Genomic DNA, 15,402 nt, shown 5'->3' with positions numbered 1-15,402 from the left:
CTTCCAGTGGTGGGCTGGTGCGTGCGCGGCTATCCCTTGACGGCGCCGAGCATGATTCCGGAGACGAAGTAGCGCTGGATGAACGGATAGACCGCGAGGATCGGCAGGACCGTCAGCACGATCGTCACGGACTGGATGGTGGCGGCGGACTGCACGACGTCGCTGGCGCTGCCGAGGCCGCCGCCGGTCTGCGTGGCGTCGGTCGCGCCGGCCAGGAGGTTGCGGAGATAGACGGTCACCGGGAGCAGGTCCTGCCGGTCCATGTAGAGGAACGCGGCGAACCAGGAGTTCCAGAACGAGACGGCGTAGAACAGGACCATGGTGGCGACCATCGCCTTGGACAGGGGCAGGACGATCCGCAGCAGCGTGCCGTAGGTGTTCAGCCCGTCGACCGCGGCGGCCTCCTCCAACTCGACCGGCAGGCTCTCGAAGAACGCCTTCATCACCAGCAGGTTGAACACGTTGATGGCGTTCGGCAGCGCGATCGCCCAGACGGTGTTCTTCAGCCCGAGGCTGGTGACCAGGACGTAGTTGGGGATCAGGCCGCCGGTGAAGAACATGGTGAACACGGCGATCCCGACAAGCGCGGTCCGGCCCCGCAGGTGCTTCTTCGACAGCACGTACGCGTAGCAGGTGGTCAGCACGACGGAGATGAGCGTGGCGACCACGGTGTAGAAGACGGTGTTGCGGTAGCTGACCCAGAACGTCGGGTCGGACATCACCACCCGGTAGGCGGTGAGGTTGAAGCCGCGCGGCACCAGATTGACCTCACCCGCGACGATGTACGCGTTGTCGCTGAGCGACCGGGCCACGATGGTGAGGAACGGATACAGGGTGATCACCACGACGCCGGTCAGGACGACGGCGTTGACCGCCTGGAAGATCCGGTAGCCCCGGGTGGGCCGGGGACCCCGCGGCCGGCTCGCCCGCCCCCGTGCGCGGGCGGCCGTGGTCACCACAGGCTCGTCCCCACCGTGCGTCGCGAGATCGCGTTCGCGGACAGCACGAGCGTCAGCCCGATCACGGCCTCGAACAGGCCGATCGCGGCGGCGTAGCTCAGGTTGCCGGAGACGATGCCCACCCGGTAGAGGTACGTGGAGATCACGTCCGCGGTCGGGTAGGTGAGCGGGTTGTAGAGCAACAGGATCTTCTCGAAGCCGACCGCCATGAACGTGCCGATGTTGAGGATGAGCAGCGTCATCATCGTCGGCCGGATGCCGGGCAGCGTGACGTGCCAGGTCTGCCGCCACCGGTTGGCGCCGTCTATCCGGGCCGCCTCGTAGAGGTCGCCGTCGATGGTGGTGAGCGCGGCGAGGTAGAGGATGGTGCCCCAACCCACGGTCTGCCAGACCTCGGACGACACGTAGATCGTGCGGAACCAGTCGGCCTGCTGGAGGAACTGGACCGGTTTCCCGCCCACGGCGCCGACCATCTGGTTGACCGTGCCGTCCACCGACAGCAACTGCATGACCATGGCGGCCACGATCACGATCGACAGGAAGTGCGGCAGGTAGGACACCGACTGGACGAATCGCTTGAGGACGCGGCTGCGGACCTCGTTGAGCAGCAGCGCGAGCACGATCGGCAGCGGGAAGCAGAACAGCAGGGTCAGCGCGCCCAGCACGAGTGTGTTGGTGAAGACGTTCCAGAACGTGGGGTCGGTGAAGAACAGCCGGAAGTAGCGCAGGCCGGTCCAGTATTCGCCGAACAGGCTGCCGCCGGGCTGGAAGCGCCGGAAGGCGATCACGTTGCCGAGCATCGGCAGGTAGCGGAACGTCAGGAAGAACAGCAGCGGCCCGACCGCCAGCGAGTAGAGCTGCCAGTCCCGGCGCAGGGCCCGCCGCCAGGGCGGACGCCCGGGCCGGCGGCCGGGGGCGCGCGTCGTCCGGGGCGACGTGCCGGGCCGCGCCTCGGGCGACGGCCGCACGGTTTCGGACAACACCCGCACCCTCCTGACCGGAGCGCGCGACCGATACTTTCCGGTAATGCCCCGTAAGCCTTTCGGAAATTTATGGGTATCGTCGTCAGCGTGTCAAGAGCGTCGATCGATCTCTCCCCGGACCAACTCCGGCGCGACCCGCCGACGGTCGTCGAGCCCGCCGACTTCGACCGGTTCTGGCAAGCCGCCCTCGCCGACGCGGCGGCCACGCCGGTCCTCGTCGACGTCCGGCCGGAGCCCACCGACCTGCGGCTGGTCGACGTGTGGGACGTGACGTTCGCCGGCTTCGCGGGCGAACCGGTCCGGGCCTGGTACACCCGTCCCGCGGGCGTGCCCGCGCCACTGGCGACGGTGGTCGAGTACGCCGGCTACGGCCGTGGCCGGGGCCTGCCGGGCGAGCGGCTGACCTGGCCAGTGGCCGGATACGCCCACCTGCTCGTGGACAACCGTGGACAGGCCGGCCTGTACGCCTCCGGGGACACCCCGGATCCGCACGCCGCGCCCGGCGGTCCCACCATCGCCACCCGGGGCATCCTGACCCCGGAGGACTACCACTACCGCCGCCTGATCACGGACGCGGTCCGCGCGGTCGACGCGGCCCGCGCCCTGCCCGGCGTCGACCCGACCCGCGTCGTCGCGGTCGGCAACAGCCAGGGCGGCGGGCTCGCGCTCGCGGTGGCGGGTCTCGTCGGCGGCCTGGCCGCGCTGCTTGTCACCGCCCCGTTCCTGTGCGACATCCAGCGGGCCATCGAGCTGACCGACGCCTCGCCCTACGGTGAGATCGGCCGGTATCTCGCCGTGCACCGCGAGGCGGAGGAGGCGGTGCGGCGCACCCTGTCCTACGTCGAGGGCGTCACCTTCGCCCGGCGGGCCACCGCGCCGGCGCACTTCGGGATCGGTCTGCGGGACACCGTCTGCCCGCCGAGCGGCGGTCTCGCGGCGTACGACCAGTACGGCGTGTCCGCCGGGGGAGCGGACCGACCGGCCCGGGAGCTGCACACCTACCCGTTCAACGGCCACGAGGGCGGGGAGGCCGTACATGTCCGGCGCCAACTGCGCTGGCTCGGCGCGGTGCTCCGGTCCCCGGTCGGAGCGGTGTCCGCCGGCTGACGTGCCACGCCGGCCCCGACCGCGCGGGGGAGCGGTCGGGGCCGGCGTGGTGGTGCGGGTCAGGCGTGGGGGGTCACTGGGCCAGCAGCCAGCGCAGGATGGTGCGGTCCTCGTAGGTGGGCGCGGCGGCGAGGTGGTGATCCGGCTCGTAGAACGCCGAGTCGGCGTACTCGGTGTACTTGACCAGGGCGTTGGCCTGGGCCGGGGTCTTGCCCAGGGCGATGTACGCGTTCCAGATCCGGTTGTAGGAGGCCTGCCCGGTGGTGACCACGTTGAGCAGGTGGTCGTGCGTGCCGTGGGTGACCCAGACCGGTGTGGCCGAGGCGGCGATGGCGGTGGCCTGCGCCTCGCTGGCACCGAAGCCGCCGGTGATCAGCGCGCCGTCGAAGAGCCCGGGGTGGGTGGCGAGCGCCGACCAGGCGAGGGTCGAGCCGTACGACACCGTGGACGCGTAGATCCGGTCCTGGTCCACCGCGAACTGCCCGGTGAAGGCGGTGAGCAGCTCGACCATGACCTCCGCCTGGGCGGCGGCGGTGCCGACCCGCTGGTTCTGCGGCGCCAGCACGATGACGTCCTCGGTGCTGCCGGTCCACTCCTCCTGGAGCCAGGCGGTGGCGGGAATGTCCGCGGCGACCTGGACGCCCTCGTTGCTTCCGTTGAAGCCCATGCCCTGCCCGGGCAGGATCACCACGACCGGATACCGCTTGGCCGGGTCGTAGCCCTTGGGCAGGTGGTAGGCGTAGGGGATCATCGTGCCGCCGGTGGTGGTGAACCGCTTGTAGACGAAGTCGTCGGCGAGCAGGTTGACGGCGGGTCGGGTGGGTCCGTGGGCCTTGGTGGAGCCGGCGGCCAGGCGGGGGCCGTTCCCCTTGCCCTTGCCTGGCTGGGCGTGGACGTCCTTCTTCTGCGTGACCCGCGTCTGGAGGTCCTTGTTGATCGTCACGAAGTTGCCGGTCGCCATGACGGTGTTCCCGCCCGGGTCCCGCTTGTCGAGTTCGATGACGACGAACCTGCCGCGGTCGGACTGCCGGTCCCCGTTCAGGCTCGGCGTGTCGTTGGTGTAGACGGCGGTGATGGTGCGGTCCGCTCGCTTGGCCGGGTCGGTGAGGTCCGCGACCGGGTTGAAGCGGAAGTTGTAGAGGCTGTCCGAGACGGTGTAGGTGTCCTCGTCCAGGGTCCGCGGGTTGACCGTCGCCGAGTACTCGACGGCGACGGCCGTGACCTTCTGACCGTAGGACAGGATCTGCGTGATCGGGATGACGTTCCGGATTCCGTCGCCGTGCCCGCCGGGCGGCTTGGCGACGGCGCTGCCGGGGGCGATCAGGGCCACGCCGGCGATGACGGCCGCCCCGCTCAGGAATGCTCGCTTCGACACTGCTGGTCCCTCCGATCGGTGCGCGCCGCTTCGGGAAGGGGGCGCCCTGGCAGGGACGGTACGCAACACCCCAGAAACAATCAATAGACGAAAAGGGCCTGGTCAGGCCGCTTTATTTACGACGAAGTTGTCGTAAATGGAGGCTGGCGATAGCGCCATTCCGGTGGAGCAGCTATAAATGCGGCTGTGGCCCTGACCTCCGACGCGGACCTCGACAGCGGCGCCACGGGCACCGCGCGAGCGGTCCTGCGGGCGCTGTCCGACGGCCGACGACGCACCGTCGCCGAGCTCTGCGCCGAGCTGCCGGCGGCACGCAGCAGCGCCGTGCACGCGTTGCGCCGCCTGCGGGTGGCCGGCCTGGTGGTGGAACATCCGGTCCAGCGGGCGACGCGCGGGCGGCCCGCGCGGGCGTGGTCGCTCGCCACGTCACCCGGCCTGCTCGCCGTCGTCGTGGCCTCGGCCCACGGCTTCCTCGGCGGGGTCGTGCGGCCCGACGGCGAGGTCCTGGCGGCCGTGCCCGGCCCGGCCGACTCCGCCCCGCCCGGTGCTGCCCTGCGCCTGCTCGATCAGGCCCTCGCCGACGCCGGGGTGACGGCCCGCGACATCGCGCTCGCGGTTCTCGGCCTGCCCGGCCCGTCCCCGCTCGCCGCGCCGCCCGGCGCGGACCCGCTCGGCGGGTCACACCTGCGGCGCTTCCGCGAGTGGGGCGGGCGGCCCGCCGTGGAGGTCCTCGCCGAACACCTCGGCCGGCCCGTCTTCGGCGAGAACGACGCCAACCTGGCCGCGCTCGGCGAGGCCGTCCACGGGGACAGCGCCGGCGCGCACACCGTGCTGCACATCTCCCTGACCAACGGCACCGGCGCCGGCCTGGTCATCGGCGGCCGGCTGCACCGGGGCGGCTCCCGCCTGGCCGGCGAGATCGGGCACCTCCACGCCGACGACGGCGGACAGCTCTGCGAGTGCGGGGCCCGGGGCTGCTTCTGGCAGAGCACGAGCATCCCGGCGCTGCTCGGCGAACTGGCCACCGCGCACGGCCGCACCTTCACCGTGGGTGACCTCGACGCGGCGGCCGCCGCCGGAGAACTCGGGATCATGCGGGCGCTACGCGGGTTCGGCCGCGCCCTGGGCCGTCGCGTGGCCGACTTCGTGGTGTTCGTCGACCCCCAGGCCGTCGTCGTGGACGCCGCGCTGGGCGCCGCCTCGCACATCATCGCCGCGGGCATCCGGGAGGCGGTCGACCAGTACACCCCGCCGATGATGGCCGCCTCGGTCCGGATCTCCTCCGGTTCCCTGGGCGCGTCCGCGCACCTGCTGGGGGCCGCGGCCCTGGCCCGGACGGAGAACCTCCTCGACGCCGCCCGGCCCTGATCCGCGCATCACGTGGCCCCGGCCCGCCGGGCGCGGCGCCGGCGTCGGTAGGGTCGTGGGCGTGGATTCCGAGGACACCGCCGTCCGGCTCGGGGTGCCGGTCGAGGAGGTCGACCGGGTGCGCCGGCTCGCCGCCGACCGGCCGTCGGCCCCGCTGCCCGCCCGCGCCGACGCGCCCGCGCTCCTGCGCCGGCTCGGGGTGCCGCCGGACGACGCCGACGAGATCATGGCCGGCTGGCCGGAGCCCGACTCTCCGCTGTGGACCCCGGAGCTGCGCTGGCTGCTCGACCGCTCGACCGCCCTGGTCCGCGCCGACCTCGGGGGCCACGAGTGGCTGCCGCCCGGCCCGGCGCTGCCACGCGAGCGCGGTCCCGCCTGGCGGCACCTCTACGTGTACGCGTACCTGGCCCTGGTCGACGTCGTCCGGGCCTACCACCGCGACCACGGCGTCCCGGACGCGGTGTCCTGGGCGACGCTCGCGGACCTGGGCCGCAACCTCGCCGTCGACCGGCGGATGGGCGGTACGGGCTGGCCGGTCATGCAGAGCTGGCTGACGCTGCACCTGCGCGGCGGCCTCTACGAGCTGGGCCGGTTGCAGCACCAGCGCGGCGACACCATCGGCCTGCACATCCCCGAGGCGGGGCCGTTGACCCCCGAGGCGATCGACGCGTCGCTCGACGAGGCCCGCGCGTTCTTCCCGCGCCACTTTCCCGACGAGTCGCACACCGAGTTCTCCTGCGGCTCCTGGCTGCTCGACCCGCAGCTGCGCGAATACCTGCCGGCGGACTCCAACATCGTCCGGTTCCAGCGGCGCTTCACGCTGGATCCCTACGAGAAGCCGGAGGGCATCGACGCCGACGTCGAGGTGGTGCGGTTCGTGTTCCGCACCCTGGACACGCCGCTGCACCGGCTGCCCCGCCACACCGCGCTCCAACGCGCGGTGGTCGACCACCTGACCGCCGGCCGGCACTGGCGCTGGTGCACCGGCCGGTTCCCGATCTGACCGTCGGTCACCGGTGGCGGCGGTGGTGCACGATCAGCGCCGCCGCGCAGAGCATCGCCACCAGGCCGAACCCGGAGCCCACCCACGGGGTGTCCAGGGCGGTGGTCAGCACCGCGTTGGCCGCCGCGCTGACGAAGAGCGCGAGCCACAGCAGCGGGCGCAGCCGGGCGCCCGGCCTCCCCGGCGCGGCGGCCGGAGCCTCGGTGATGCGATACGGATCAGTCATGGTGGCCTCCCTCGGGGATGTCCGGACGACACCGTCGACGCTAGGCCGGCCGCGCGGCGCGGACGATCCCGCAGGCACGACAGTCGGCGGTACCGCAGGCTGTACCAGCTCGCGGGATCGTGATCGGACCGCCGTCTCCCTAGCGTTCCTGGTGTGTCCCCGCCCCCTGCGAGGACACGGAGAGAGGCCACCAGGATGTTGACCGCAAGTCCGATGACGACCACCGACACGGCCGTCCGGCTCCGGCAAGAGCACGCTGTTGCAGACCGCCGCCGGTCCCGCCCACCGGCCCCGGGTCAGCTCCGGGCCCGGCCCCGGCTGGTCCGGCGGCGGGTCTCCTCGTCACCGCCGGCGAGCCGGGTGTAGGTGAGCACGTTCGCCACCGCGACGCCGATGACCGCGAAGCCGACCTGGAGCGCGAGGACGATCCAGTCCCAGCGCAGCACCCAGAGCCGCACCGGGGCGTCGTCGGCGACGCCGGCCCAGCGGGCGACGACGGTGCCGAGCACCGCCGCGCCGACGCCGATGACGAACGTGGCGAAGACGCCGATGCGCTGCCGCCCGGGCAGCACCAGCCGGCCGAGCAGGCCCATGAGGGCGCCGATGAGCACCGCGCCCAGATATCCACTCACGATCACTGCCGTCACTCCTCCCACCGGTACGGCATTCATGCCCGCGCGGCGCACCCTCGGAAACCACCGTGGGCCGGCAGTAGGATCATGGGCATCCCACCGATGCCCGCCGGAGCCCCGCAGCCCGCCACCCGCGCCCCCCGGCGCATCCGCCGGGCGTTTGCCGTCGTGTGCCTGCTCGTCGTGGCCGGCCTGCCCGCCGGGTCGTCGACGGCCGGCGCCACCGGCCCGGGGACGCTCCGGGTGCTCCAGATGAACCTCTGCAACAGCGGACGTGCGGGCTGTTGGACCGGTCGGGCCGTGTCCCGGGCCGGCGAGGTGATCGCCGCCGAACGGCCCGACGTGGTCACCCTCAACGAGATCTGCCGGGACGACGTGGGCGCGCTGGAACGGTCGCTCACCGCCGTCCACCATGGCGGTACGGTCGTGTCCGCGTTCCAGGCGGCCGGCGACCGGCCCAGCGGCGCCGCCACCCGTTGCCACAACGGGCAGCCGTACGGGATCGGCGTGCTGGTCCGCCTCGACACCGGCGGGGCCCGGCCGGTGGTGCGTCGCGGCACCTACCCGACGCAGGACCGCGCCGACCCGGAGGAGCGGGTGTGGCTCTGCGTCGGGTCCGCCGGACTGCTGCACGCCTGCACCACCCACCTGGCGAACACCAGCGGGGCGGTCGCGCTGGCCCAGTGCGGGCACCTGCTCGACGCGGTGGTCCCGGCGGTCCGCCACGACGCCGGTCCCGCGCCGACCGTGCTCGGTGGCGACCTCAACCTGCGGGCCGGCGGCGAGCCGGACGTGCGGGCGTGCGTGCCGCCGGACTACCGGCGGATCGACGACGGCGCGCGGCAGCATCTGCTGACCACGACCGGCGTGACGATCTGCTGCCGCCGGTCGGTGGACATGCGCGGGTCGACCGACCATCCGGCGTTGCTGGCCACCCTGACGATCGGCCGGCCGCCGCGCTGACCGATCCAGGATCGGGCGGGCCACGGGACCGATCGTGGGACCCCGTGGACACATCGGTGTCGGTGACTCTAGGGTCACGGCACGTCGGTGCCTCACGAGGAGCGGCCATGGGTGTCTCCATCTCCCTCGACGACCTGCTCGGCGAGGAGGTGCGGCGCGACCCCTACCCGTTCTACGCCCGGCTGCACGACCTGGGTGAGGCGGTCGCGCTGCGGCCCGACGACCCGCACGCCCTTGTCGTGCACGGCTACCGGGCGGTCAACCGGGTGCTGCGGGATCCGGTCTTCCGGGTGCTCGGCGGCGACTACCTGGACCGGGCCGGCATCCGCTGGCGCGCGCACCCGGCGATCCGGATCCTCCAGACGTCGATGCTGAACGCCGCGCCGGGCGACCACCTCCGGGTCCGGCAACTGTTCAGCCAGGCGTTGACCCCGCGCCGGGTGGTCGCGCTGGAGCCGGCGATCGAGCGGATCGCCGACGGACTGCTCGACGGGCTCGACGCGGCGGGCGCGGCCGGCCGGCCGGTCGACTTCATGGAGGCGTTCGCGCTGCGCCTGCCGAGTGACGTGGTCGGGGAGCTGCTCGGTGTGCCGGAGCGGGACCGGGCGTGGTTCCCGGCCCGGGTCCGGACGTTCGACGCGGTGCTGGAGATCGGCCGCCGCTCGATGCGGGAGGTGCGGGCCGCGAACGTCGCGGCGACGGAGCTGACCGCGTACTTCACCGGGTTGCTGGCCGAGCGCCGGGCGCGCCCGCGCGAGGATCTCGTCTCGGCCCTGGTGGGGATCCGCGATCGCGACCCCGACCAGCTCTCCGCCGACGAGCTGCTGGCCAACCTGATCATCATGTACAACGCCGGGTTCCGCACCACCGCGAACCTGCTCGGCAGCGGCCTGGTGCTGCTGCTGGAGCGTCCGGACACGGTGGCCGCGCTGCGCGCCGACCCGTCGCTCGCCGCGTCCTGTGTGGAGGAGATCCTGCGGTACGAGCCGCCGGTGCACTTCGCGCTCCGGTACGCCGCCGCCGACACCGAGGTCGCCGGCCTGCCGGTGCCGGCGGGCGCGACGGTGGTGGTGCTGACCGGCGCCGCCAACCGGGATCCGCGCCGGTTTCCCGATCCCGACTCGTTCGACCCGTCCCGGCCGGACAACCGGCACCTGGCGTTCAGCGCCGGGCCGCACCACTGCTTCGGCGCGGCCCTGGCCCGGGCGGAGGGCCGGCTGGTCCTGCCCCGCCTGCTCGACCGCTTCCCGGCGCTGGCGCTCGCCGCCGAGCCCGGCGAGCGACGCCAGCTCATGCTGCGCGGGTACGACCGCCTGCCGGTGCGAGTGACCGCGCCGGCCCGGCACCGGCCGATCGGCGCCTTGCCAAACCATGCCGATTGAGTAAGGTCAATTTCACGCTGTGGAAAGGACACACCGGCCATGACCGATGAGATCCGCGCGTTCCTGCTCGCCGCTCTGACCGAGATGAAGTACGACGTCGGTGACGTCGACGACGACACCGTGTTCGGCCCGGCCGGCCTCGACGTGGACTCCCTCGGCCTGGCCGAGCTGGCGGTGCGGGTGGAGGACCGGTTCGGGGTGGCGTTCGACGACGACGAGGCGGAGATGCTCGCGATGATGACCCTCGCCGAGTTCTGCCGGGCGGTGGACCAGCGCATCCAACCGGCGTCGGCGCACTGACCGGGCGTCGCGGCGTGCGCGAGCCCGTGACGGTCACCGGCATCGGGCTGGTGAGCCCGGTCGGCGCGACCTCGGGCGAGGTGTTCGACGCGGTGTGCGACGGGCGGTCCGGGCTGTCCCGGCCGCCGGCCGACCACCCGGTCCACGGGGTGGTCGACGTCGCGGCGTTCGCCCCGCCGATCGACCCGGCGAGCGTGCTGCCCGGCCCGGAGTCCCGGGTCGTGGACCGCTCGATCGTCATGGCGTTGCGCGCGGCCGGCGACGCGCTCGCCGACGCGGGACTGCGCATCGGCCGGGACGTGGACCCCTACCGGGCGGCGGTCATCGTCTCCGGCGTCGGCGGCCTGTCCACCCTGGCCGACCAGGTGCTCCAGCGAGCCGGGCGGGGCCGGTTCGGGGTCAGCCCGTACATGCTGCCCGGGACGCTGCCGAACATGGGTGCGGCACGCATCGCCATCACGTACGGCATCCGCGGCTACACCTCGTCCATCGGTACGGCGTGCGCGGCCGGCGCCCAGTCCGTCGGCGAGGCCCTGCGGATCCTGCGCGCCGACGAGGCGGACGTGGTCCTCTGTGGATGCGCGGAGGCGCCGCTGTTCCCGGCGTTCGCCGACGCGTTCGGCAACGCCCGGGCGCTTGCTCGCGGCTGGGCCGACCCGACGGTCGCGAGCCGGCCGTTCGACCGCCGTCGCAACGGCCTCGTCCTCGGCGAGGGCGCCGGGGTGCTGGTGCTGGAACGCGCCGCGCACGCCGCCGCGCGGGGTGCCCGCCGCCACGCCGACGTGCTCGGCTGGGGCGCGACCAACGACGCGTACCATCCGACCACGCCGCGGCCCGACGGCGCGGGCGCGGCGCACTGCATGCGGATGGCCGTCCGCGACGCCGGCCTGCGTCCCGACGACATCGGATACGTCAACGCGCACGGCACCAGCACCAAGGCCGGCGACGCGGCCGAGTTGGCCGCGCTCGCCGACGTGTACGGCGCGCACTCGCCGCCGCTCAGCTCGACGAAGGGCGTGACCGGGCACATGCTCGGCGTCTCCGGCGTGATCGAGGCGGCCATCGGCGTCGAGGCGCTGCGGCGGGGCCTGCTGCCGCCGACGCACAACCTGGACGACCCGGACCCGGCCGGCGACGTCGACCACATCCGCGGCAAGCCCCGGGAGGCCGCGGTGGACGCCGTCCTGTCCAACTCGTTCGGCTTCGGCGGCCACAACGTGAGCCTCGTCCTGGGCCACCCGGCGTCGTCGCCCGGCTGAACCCCCGGCCGGGTCAGCGGAGGGTGAGGACGGTGGCGGTGGGGTGGGTGGTTGCGGTGAGCGTGAAGTGGGGGGTCAGCATGTCGACCACGTAGTCGAGGTCGGCGACGAACGGCACCGGCAGCAGCGCCCGCTGGTCGAGGTCGCTGTGGGTGGCGACCAGCTCGATCCGGTCGGCCTTGAGCAGCCCCCGGGTCAGGAACGCCGGCAGGTCCTCGGGGAGCAGGCACCGCCACAGGTCCACGTTGACGATCAGGTCCAGCGAGCCGGTCTTGAACTGTTGCAGGACGGTGCCGAGCAGGTGGGAGTTGGTGTCGTCGGGCGGCGCCGCGTGGTCGAACGTGTGCGAGCCCGCGCCGAGCGTCAGCGCGGACACGCCGTTGCCGACGACCAGTGCCCGGGCGGTCGCCAGCTCGTCGCGGACCGCGGCGGGCAGCGCCGCCGGTCGCCCCAGCCCACCCCGGCGGTACGCGTCGATCGCGTCGCCGTAGAGGCGGATGCGGCCCAGGTGCCGGCCGAACGTGTTGATCGCGTAGAGCACCTCGACGTCGTAGCGCAGGTGTTTGCGCAGCAGGTACTTCATGTTGTCCATCGAGGCCAGGCCGTTCGTGGTCCGGCGGAAGTGCGGGAGATGGTAGGAGAGCGCGTCGACGTCGAGCCGGAACAGCTCGGGCGGGGCGCCGTGCAGGTGGAAGACCCGGTAGAAGAACTCCAGGTCCTCGAAGCCCCACTTGACCATGGCCTCGTCGAAGCCGCCGACCCGGCGGAACGACTCGTGGTCGACGGAGGCGTTGTGCGTCAACCCGAGCACCCAGGGCGCGCTCGGGAAGTCCCGCATCCGCTGCGGGTGGGAGGTGTCCTCCAGGCGCGGGTCGCCGCGTTCGGCGTCCAGCATCGCCGGCTCGACCGGCTCGCCCCGGCGCAGCGCGTCCGCGCCCGCCCAGTCCAGGTCGTGGCGTGCCCCGAGCAGGACCCCGGGTCGGCCGGCGCGTGCGGCGTGGAAGTCGCGGTGCCGTTCCAGCAGCCGGGGGTGGGCCACCGTGTCGGCGTCCAGGAACAGCAGCGTGTCGGCGCGGGCGCGGGCCGCCGCCGCGTTGCGGTTGGCGCTGCGCCCCCGGTTGTGCTCGCTGCGGACGTAGTCGACGGTGAGCCGGTCGGCGTACTTCTCGACGATCGGGCGCAGCGGCACGGCGGAGCCGTCGTCGCCGACGACGACCTCGAAGTCGTCGCGCGGCAGGGTCTGCCGGGTGAGCGAGTCGAGGGTGGCGTCGAGGGCGGCGCCGTTCTCGTGCGCGGGCACCACCACGCTCAGGCTGGTGGGCATGCTCAACGCGGGGTGGAGTTGGCGACGATGTGGTCGGCCAGGTCGGCGAGCGTGGCCATCTGGTCCTCGTCCAGATCCTCCACGTCGATCTGGATCTCCAGCTCGTCCTCCAGCTCGAGCAGCAGCTCCAGCGCCAGCGAGGAGCTGAGGCCCAGCTCGTCCATCAACTGGGTCCGCTCGGTGACCGGGGTGGCTGGCCTGAGCATGCGGGTCAGCAACGCCGTCAGGCAGGCGACGATCCGCTCGCGCGACGGGGACGTGGTCGACGTGTCGTGCCCTAGCACCGATGGCCCCGCGGGTCGCGCGTGCGCTCCAACATGGAGTCATCAGAGCAAAGAAGATCGGTGAGTGTCAACGGGTGGAACTCGACCGCGTACGGGGCGTCACCGGCGAGCGCCACCGCCGCCCGGTACGCGGCCGGCGTGGCCAGGTCGGTCAGGCGCTGCCGGGCGGGCACGTCGACGCAGGCGACCATGTCGTCCGGGTGCACCGGCACCGCCAGGTTGGGCCAGAGCCGGCCCCCGGCGGCCTTGACCGCCGCCTCCTTGCGGACCCACAGCCGGGTGAACCGGTGCGCCCGCTCGGCGGCGTCGGCCCCGCCGGCCACGTGTTGCGCCTCCCCGGGGTGGAAGAAGCGCGCGGCCAGGGACACCGGGTCCCGACCGGCGGGCGGGTGCTGGAGGTCCACCCCGACCGGGCGGTCGGCGCTGACCGCCACCGCGACGAGGTCGCCGGAGTAGGACAGGCTGGTGTGCGGGCCGGCGTACGGCCCGCTCAGCGCCGGCTTGCCGTGCCGGCCGGGCCGCCAGGTGAGCGCCTCCGGCGGCGCGCCCACGGCCCGGCCGGTGAGCAGCCGCAGCGCGCCGTGCGCGACCGCGAACCGGTCCCGCAGCGCCTCGTCGCCGAGCCGCGCGCCGCGCGCCTTCTCGGCCGGGTCGAGCACCGCCCGGCACCGGGCCAGCTCGGCGGGCGACGCCGCGACCGGAAGCACCCAGACCCGTACGGCGTCCCGCATGGACGGCAGCGTAACGGCTCCGATCGGACGTTGACATCGGCCGATACGCGTTGCTCTGATAGGCCGATGATCGCGCAGACGGCCGAGGCGCAGGTCCCCGTTCCGTTCGCCGGTGCGGGCGCCGGCGCCGCGCCCCTGACCTGGGGACAGAAGGCGATCATGCAGGACATGCGGGAGACCGGGTGGACGCACAACGTCTCCGGCGCGCACCCGCTGCCGGCGGGCGTCACGGTCGAGCAGATGGCGGCGGAGCTGGCCGACCTGATGGCCCGGCACCCGGCGCTGCGGATGCGGCTCGGCGTCGACGACCGGGGCGGGCCGTGCCAGGTCGTGTCGGGCTCCGGCGAGACGGTCCTGGACGTGGTGGACGTCCCGGACGACGCCGACCCGGCCGACGTGGCCGCGTTCGCCTACCAGCTCGGTCACGCCCGCCTGCTGGCCCCGTACGACCTCTACCGGGACTGGTCGGTGCGGATGGCGGTGGTCCGGCACCGGGGCGCGCTCGTGCACCGGGTGCTGACGTTCGACCATCTCGTGGTGGACGGCACCGCCACCTCGCTGCTCCTGGCCGACCTCGGGCTGGCCGAGCCGGCGGTCCGTCGCGCCCGCGACCCGCGTACCGTGCAGATCCTCGACCTGGGGCGGCGGGAGGCGACCCCGCCGTTGCGGCGGGTGAGCGACCGCGCGGTCCGGCACTGGTCGTCGCACCTGCGGTCCATCCCGCCGCTGACGTTCGGCGAGCCCGCCGCGGGCGGCCGGCAGGGGCACCGGTACTGGCATGGCCGGTTCAGCTCGCCCGCGGCGTACCTGGCGGTGCGGGCCATCGCACGGCGGACCCGGACGGACACCTCGCGCGTCCTGCTGGCGGTCATCGCCGTGGCGATCGGCCGGGCCACCGGGGTCAGCCCGCTCACCGCGAAACTCATCGTGGGCAACCGGTTCCGGCCGGGCTTCGCCGAGGCGATCGCGCCGCTGAGCCAGAACGGCGTGCTGACCGTCGACACCGCCGGCGCCACGGTGGACGAGGTGGTGGCCCGGGCCCGCCGGGCCTCGGTGACCGCCGGCATGTACGCCTACTACGACCCGGTGGGGCTCACCGACCTGGAGGCCGGGCTGGACACCGAGCGCGGCTATCCGGCGCGGGTGACCTGCCGGATCAACGACCGGCGGGTGACCACCCGCGCGGCGGCCGACGGTGGCGTCCGGGACGAGCCGGTGACCGTGGAGGCGGTCCGGCGTAAGGCGGACGAGACGTTCCTGGTCTGGGACGGTCCGCTGGACCACCTCCACGAGCAGGTGTTCCTGACCGTCGAGGACCAGCCGGACACGGTGTTCCTCCAGGTGATCTTCGACTTCGCGTGTTTCACCGAGGCGCAGGCGGAGCGGCTGCTGCGCGGCGTGGAGGAGGTGGCCGTGGAGGCGGCCTTCGACGCCGGCGCGCCGACCCGGGTCACCCCCGGGTCGACCGGCGACTGACCGGCCGGTCGGCGCTGACCGCCGGTCGGC

At 73.4% G+C, this 15,402-nt stretch carries 16 protein-coding genes; 8 read left to right on the top strand and 8 right to left on the bottom strand.

All coding sequences use genetic code 11. The annotated features are described in order from the left end of the window. Positions 1-29: 29 nt before the first annotated feature. Both O7613_RS12955 and O7613_RS12950 read right to left on the bottom strand, forming a co-directional pair. The gene (locus O7613_RS12955) at positions 30-956 is read right to left on the bottom strand and encodes a carbohydrate ABC transporter permease (protein WP_281588358.1); all 927 of its coding nucleotides are present in this window, start codon (positions 954-956) and stop codon (positions 30-32) included. Continuing rightward, the gene (locus tag O7613_RS12950; protein ID WP_281588359.1) at positions 953-1,942 is read right to left on the bottom strand and encodes an ABC transporter permease subunit; all 990 of its coding nucleotides are present in this window, start codon (positions 1,940-1,942) and stop codon (positions 953-955) included. Before O7613_RS12950 ends, O7613_RS12955 begins: the two co-directional genes overlap by 4 nt. A gap of 69 nt (positions 1,943-2,011) precedes the next feature. Between O7613_RS12950 and O7613_RS12945 the strand changes: the two genes are divergently transcribed. Next, positions 2,012-3,049, top strand: coding sequence for an acetylxylan esterase (locus tag O7613_RS12945; protein ID WP_282294071.1), 1,038 nt, complete (start codon positions 2,012-2,014; stop codon positions 3,047-3,049). A 73-nt stretch (positions 3,050-3,122) separates the two neighbouring features. Here the strand turns inward: O7613_RS12945 and O7613_RS12940 are convergent, their stop codons facing one another. Continuing rightward, a complete protein-coding gene (locus O7613_RS12940) occupies positions 3,123-4,424 on the bottom strand; it encodes a hypothetical protein (protein WP_281588363.1) in 1,302 nt (433 codons plus the stop codon). 186 nt (positions 4,425-4,610) lie between these two features. Between O7613_RS12940 and O7613_RS12935 the strand changes: the two genes are divergently transcribed. Together O7613_RS12935 and O7613_RS12930 are read left to right on the top strand one after the other, a co-directional pair. Next, positions 4,611-5,792, top strand: coding sequence for a transcriptional regulator (locus O7613_RS12935; RefSeq protein WP_281588365.1), 1,182 nt, complete (start codon positions 4,611-4,613; stop codon positions 5,790-5,792). A gap of 61 nt (positions 5,793-5,853) precedes the next feature. After that, on the top strand, positions 5,854-6,795 hold the full coding sequence (locus tag O7613_RS12930) for an acyltransferase domain-containing protein (RefSeq protein ID WP_281588367.1): 942 nt from the start codon (positions 5,854-5,856) through the stop codon (positions 6,793-6,795). A 7-nt stretch (positions 6,796-6,802) separates the two neighbouring features. Here O7613_RS12930 and O7613_RS12925 read toward each other — a convergent pair whose 3' ends face one another. Continuing rightward, positions 6,803-7,021 (bottom strand): hypothetical protein, encoded by a 219-nt coding sequence (locus O7613_RS12925; protein ID WP_281588369.1) that lies wholly within the window; start codon positions 7,019-7,021, stop codon positions 6,803-6,805. A gap of 296 nt (positions 7,022-7,317) precedes the next feature. After that, entirely contained in the window at positions 7,318-7,659 is a 342-nt protein-coding gene (locus tag O7613_RS12920; RefSeq protein ID WP_281588370.1) for a GlsB/YeaQ/YmgE family stress response membrane protein, read from the bottom strand. 96 nt (positions 7,660-7,755) lie between these two features. Between O7613_RS12920 and O7613_RS12915 the strand changes: the two genes are divergently transcribed. The 4 genes from O7613_RS12915 (at position 7,756) to O7613_RS12900 (ending at position 11,557) form a co-directional block, all read left to right on the top strand. Further along, entirely contained in the window at positions 7,756-8,616 is an 861-nt protein-coding gene (locus tag O7613_RS12915; RefSeq protein ID WP_282294070.1) for an endonuclease/exonuclease/phosphatase family protein, read from the top strand. Positions 8,617-8,723: 107 nt separating this feature from the next. Beyond that, on the top strand, positions 8,724-9,998 hold the full coding sequence (locus tag O7613_RS12910; RefSeq protein ID WP_282294068.1) for a cytochrome P450: 1,275 nt from the start codon (positions 8,724-8,726) through the stop codon (positions 9,996-9,998). A 39-nt stretch (positions 9,999-10,037) separates the two neighbouring features. Then, positions 10,038-10,298 carry an acyl carrier protein gene (locus O7613_RS12905; protein ID WP_282294066.1) on the top strand — a complete coding sequence of 87 codons (261 nt, stop codon included), beginning with the start codon at positions 10,038-10,040 and terminating at the stop codon, positions 10,296-10,298. 14 nt (positions 10,299-10,312) lie between these two features. Then, positions 10,313-11,557, top strand: a complete 1,245-nt coding sequence (locus O7613_RS12900) for a beta-ketoacyl-[acyl-carrier-protein] synthase family protein (RefSeq protein ID WP_281588375.1) — start codon at positions 10,313-10,315, stop codon at positions 11,555-11,557. A gap of 13 nt (positions 11,558-11,570) precedes the next feature. Here O7613_RS12900 and O7613_RS12895 read toward each other — a convergent pair whose 3' ends face one another. From O7613_RS12895 to O7613_RS12885, 3 genes are read right to left on the bottom strand one after another with little or no spacing between them, the layout of a single operon-like run. Then, positions 11,571-12,881 (bottom strand): glycosyltransferase, encoded by a 1,311-nt coding sequence (locus O7613_RS12895; RefSeq protein ID WP_282294065.1) that lies wholly within the window; start codon positions 12,879-12,881, stop codon positions 11,571-11,573. A gap of 2 nt (positions 12,882-12,883) precedes the next feature. After that, a complete protein-coding gene (locus tag O7613_RS12890) occupies positions 12,884-13,165 on the bottom strand; it encodes a phosphopantetheine-binding protein (RefSeq protein ID WP_282294064.1) in 282 nt (93 codons plus the stop codon). Then, positions 13,159-13,896 carry a 4'-phosphopantetheinyl transferase superfamily protein gene (locus tag O7613_RS12885; RefSeq protein ID WP_282294063.1) on the bottom strand — a complete coding sequence of 246 codons (738 nt, stop codon included), beginning with the start codon at positions 13,894-13,896 and terminating at the stop codon, positions 13,159-13,161. Before O7613_RS12885 ends, O7613_RS12890 begins: the two co-directional genes overlap by 7 nt. Positions 13,897-13,962: 66 nt before the next feature. Between O7613_RS12885 and O7613_RS12880 the strand changes: the two genes are divergently transcribed. Then, positions 13,963-15,372, top strand: coding sequence for a condensation domain-containing protein (locus O7613_RS12880; protein WP_282294060.1), 1,410 nt, complete (start codon positions 13,963-13,965; stop codon positions 15,370-15,372). Positions 15,373-15,402 lie beyond the last annotated feature (30 nt).

The sequence above is a fragment of the Micromonospora sp. WMMD975 genome (assembly GCF_029581215.1).
Taxonomy (GTDB): domain Bacteria; phylum Actinomycetota; class Actinomycetes; order Mycobacteriales; family Micromonosporaceae; genus Micromonospora.
The sequence above is the reverse complement of the archived record's forward strand: the minus strand, read 5'-3'. Positions and strand labels throughout refer to the sequence as shown.

What these genes read in the sequence shown, in the direction of transcription:
- O7613_RS12915 (WP_282294070.1), top strand. Translation starts at nt 7,756, where the DNA reads ATGCCCGCCGGAGCCCCGCAGCCCGCCACCCGCGCCCCCCGGCGCATC.
- O7613_RS12910 (WP_282294068.1), top strand. Translation starts at nt 8,724, where the DNA reads ATGGGTGTCTCCATCTCCCTCGACGACCTGCTCGGCGAGGAGGTGCGG.
- O7613_RS12945 (WP_282294071.1), top strand. Translation starts at nt 2,012, where the DNA reads ATGGGTATCGTCGTCAGCGTGTCAAGAGCGTCGATCGATCTCTCCCCG.
- O7613_RS12885 (WP_282294063.1), bottom strand. Translation starts at nt 13,896, where the DNA reads ATGCGGGACGCCGTACGGGTCTGGGTGCTTCCGGTCGCGGCGTCGCCC.
- O7613_RS12925 (WP_281588369.1), bottom strand. Translation starts at nt 7,021, where the DNA reads ATGACTGATCCGTATCGCATCACCGAGGCTCCGGCCGCCGCGCCGGGG.
- O7613_RS12880 (WP_282294060.1), top strand. Translation starts at nt 13,963, where the DNA reads ATGATCGCGCAGACGGCCGAGGCGCAGGTCCCCGTTCCGTTCGCCGGT.
- O7613_RS12895 (WP_282294065.1), bottom strand. Translation starts at nt 12,881, where the DNA reads ATGCCCACCAGCCTGAGCGTGGTGGTGCCCGCGCACGAGAACGGCGCC.
- O7613_RS12905 (WP_282294066.1), top strand. Translation starts at nt 10,038, where the DNA reads ATGACCGATGAGATCCGCGCGTTCCTGCTCGCCGCTCTGACCGAGATG.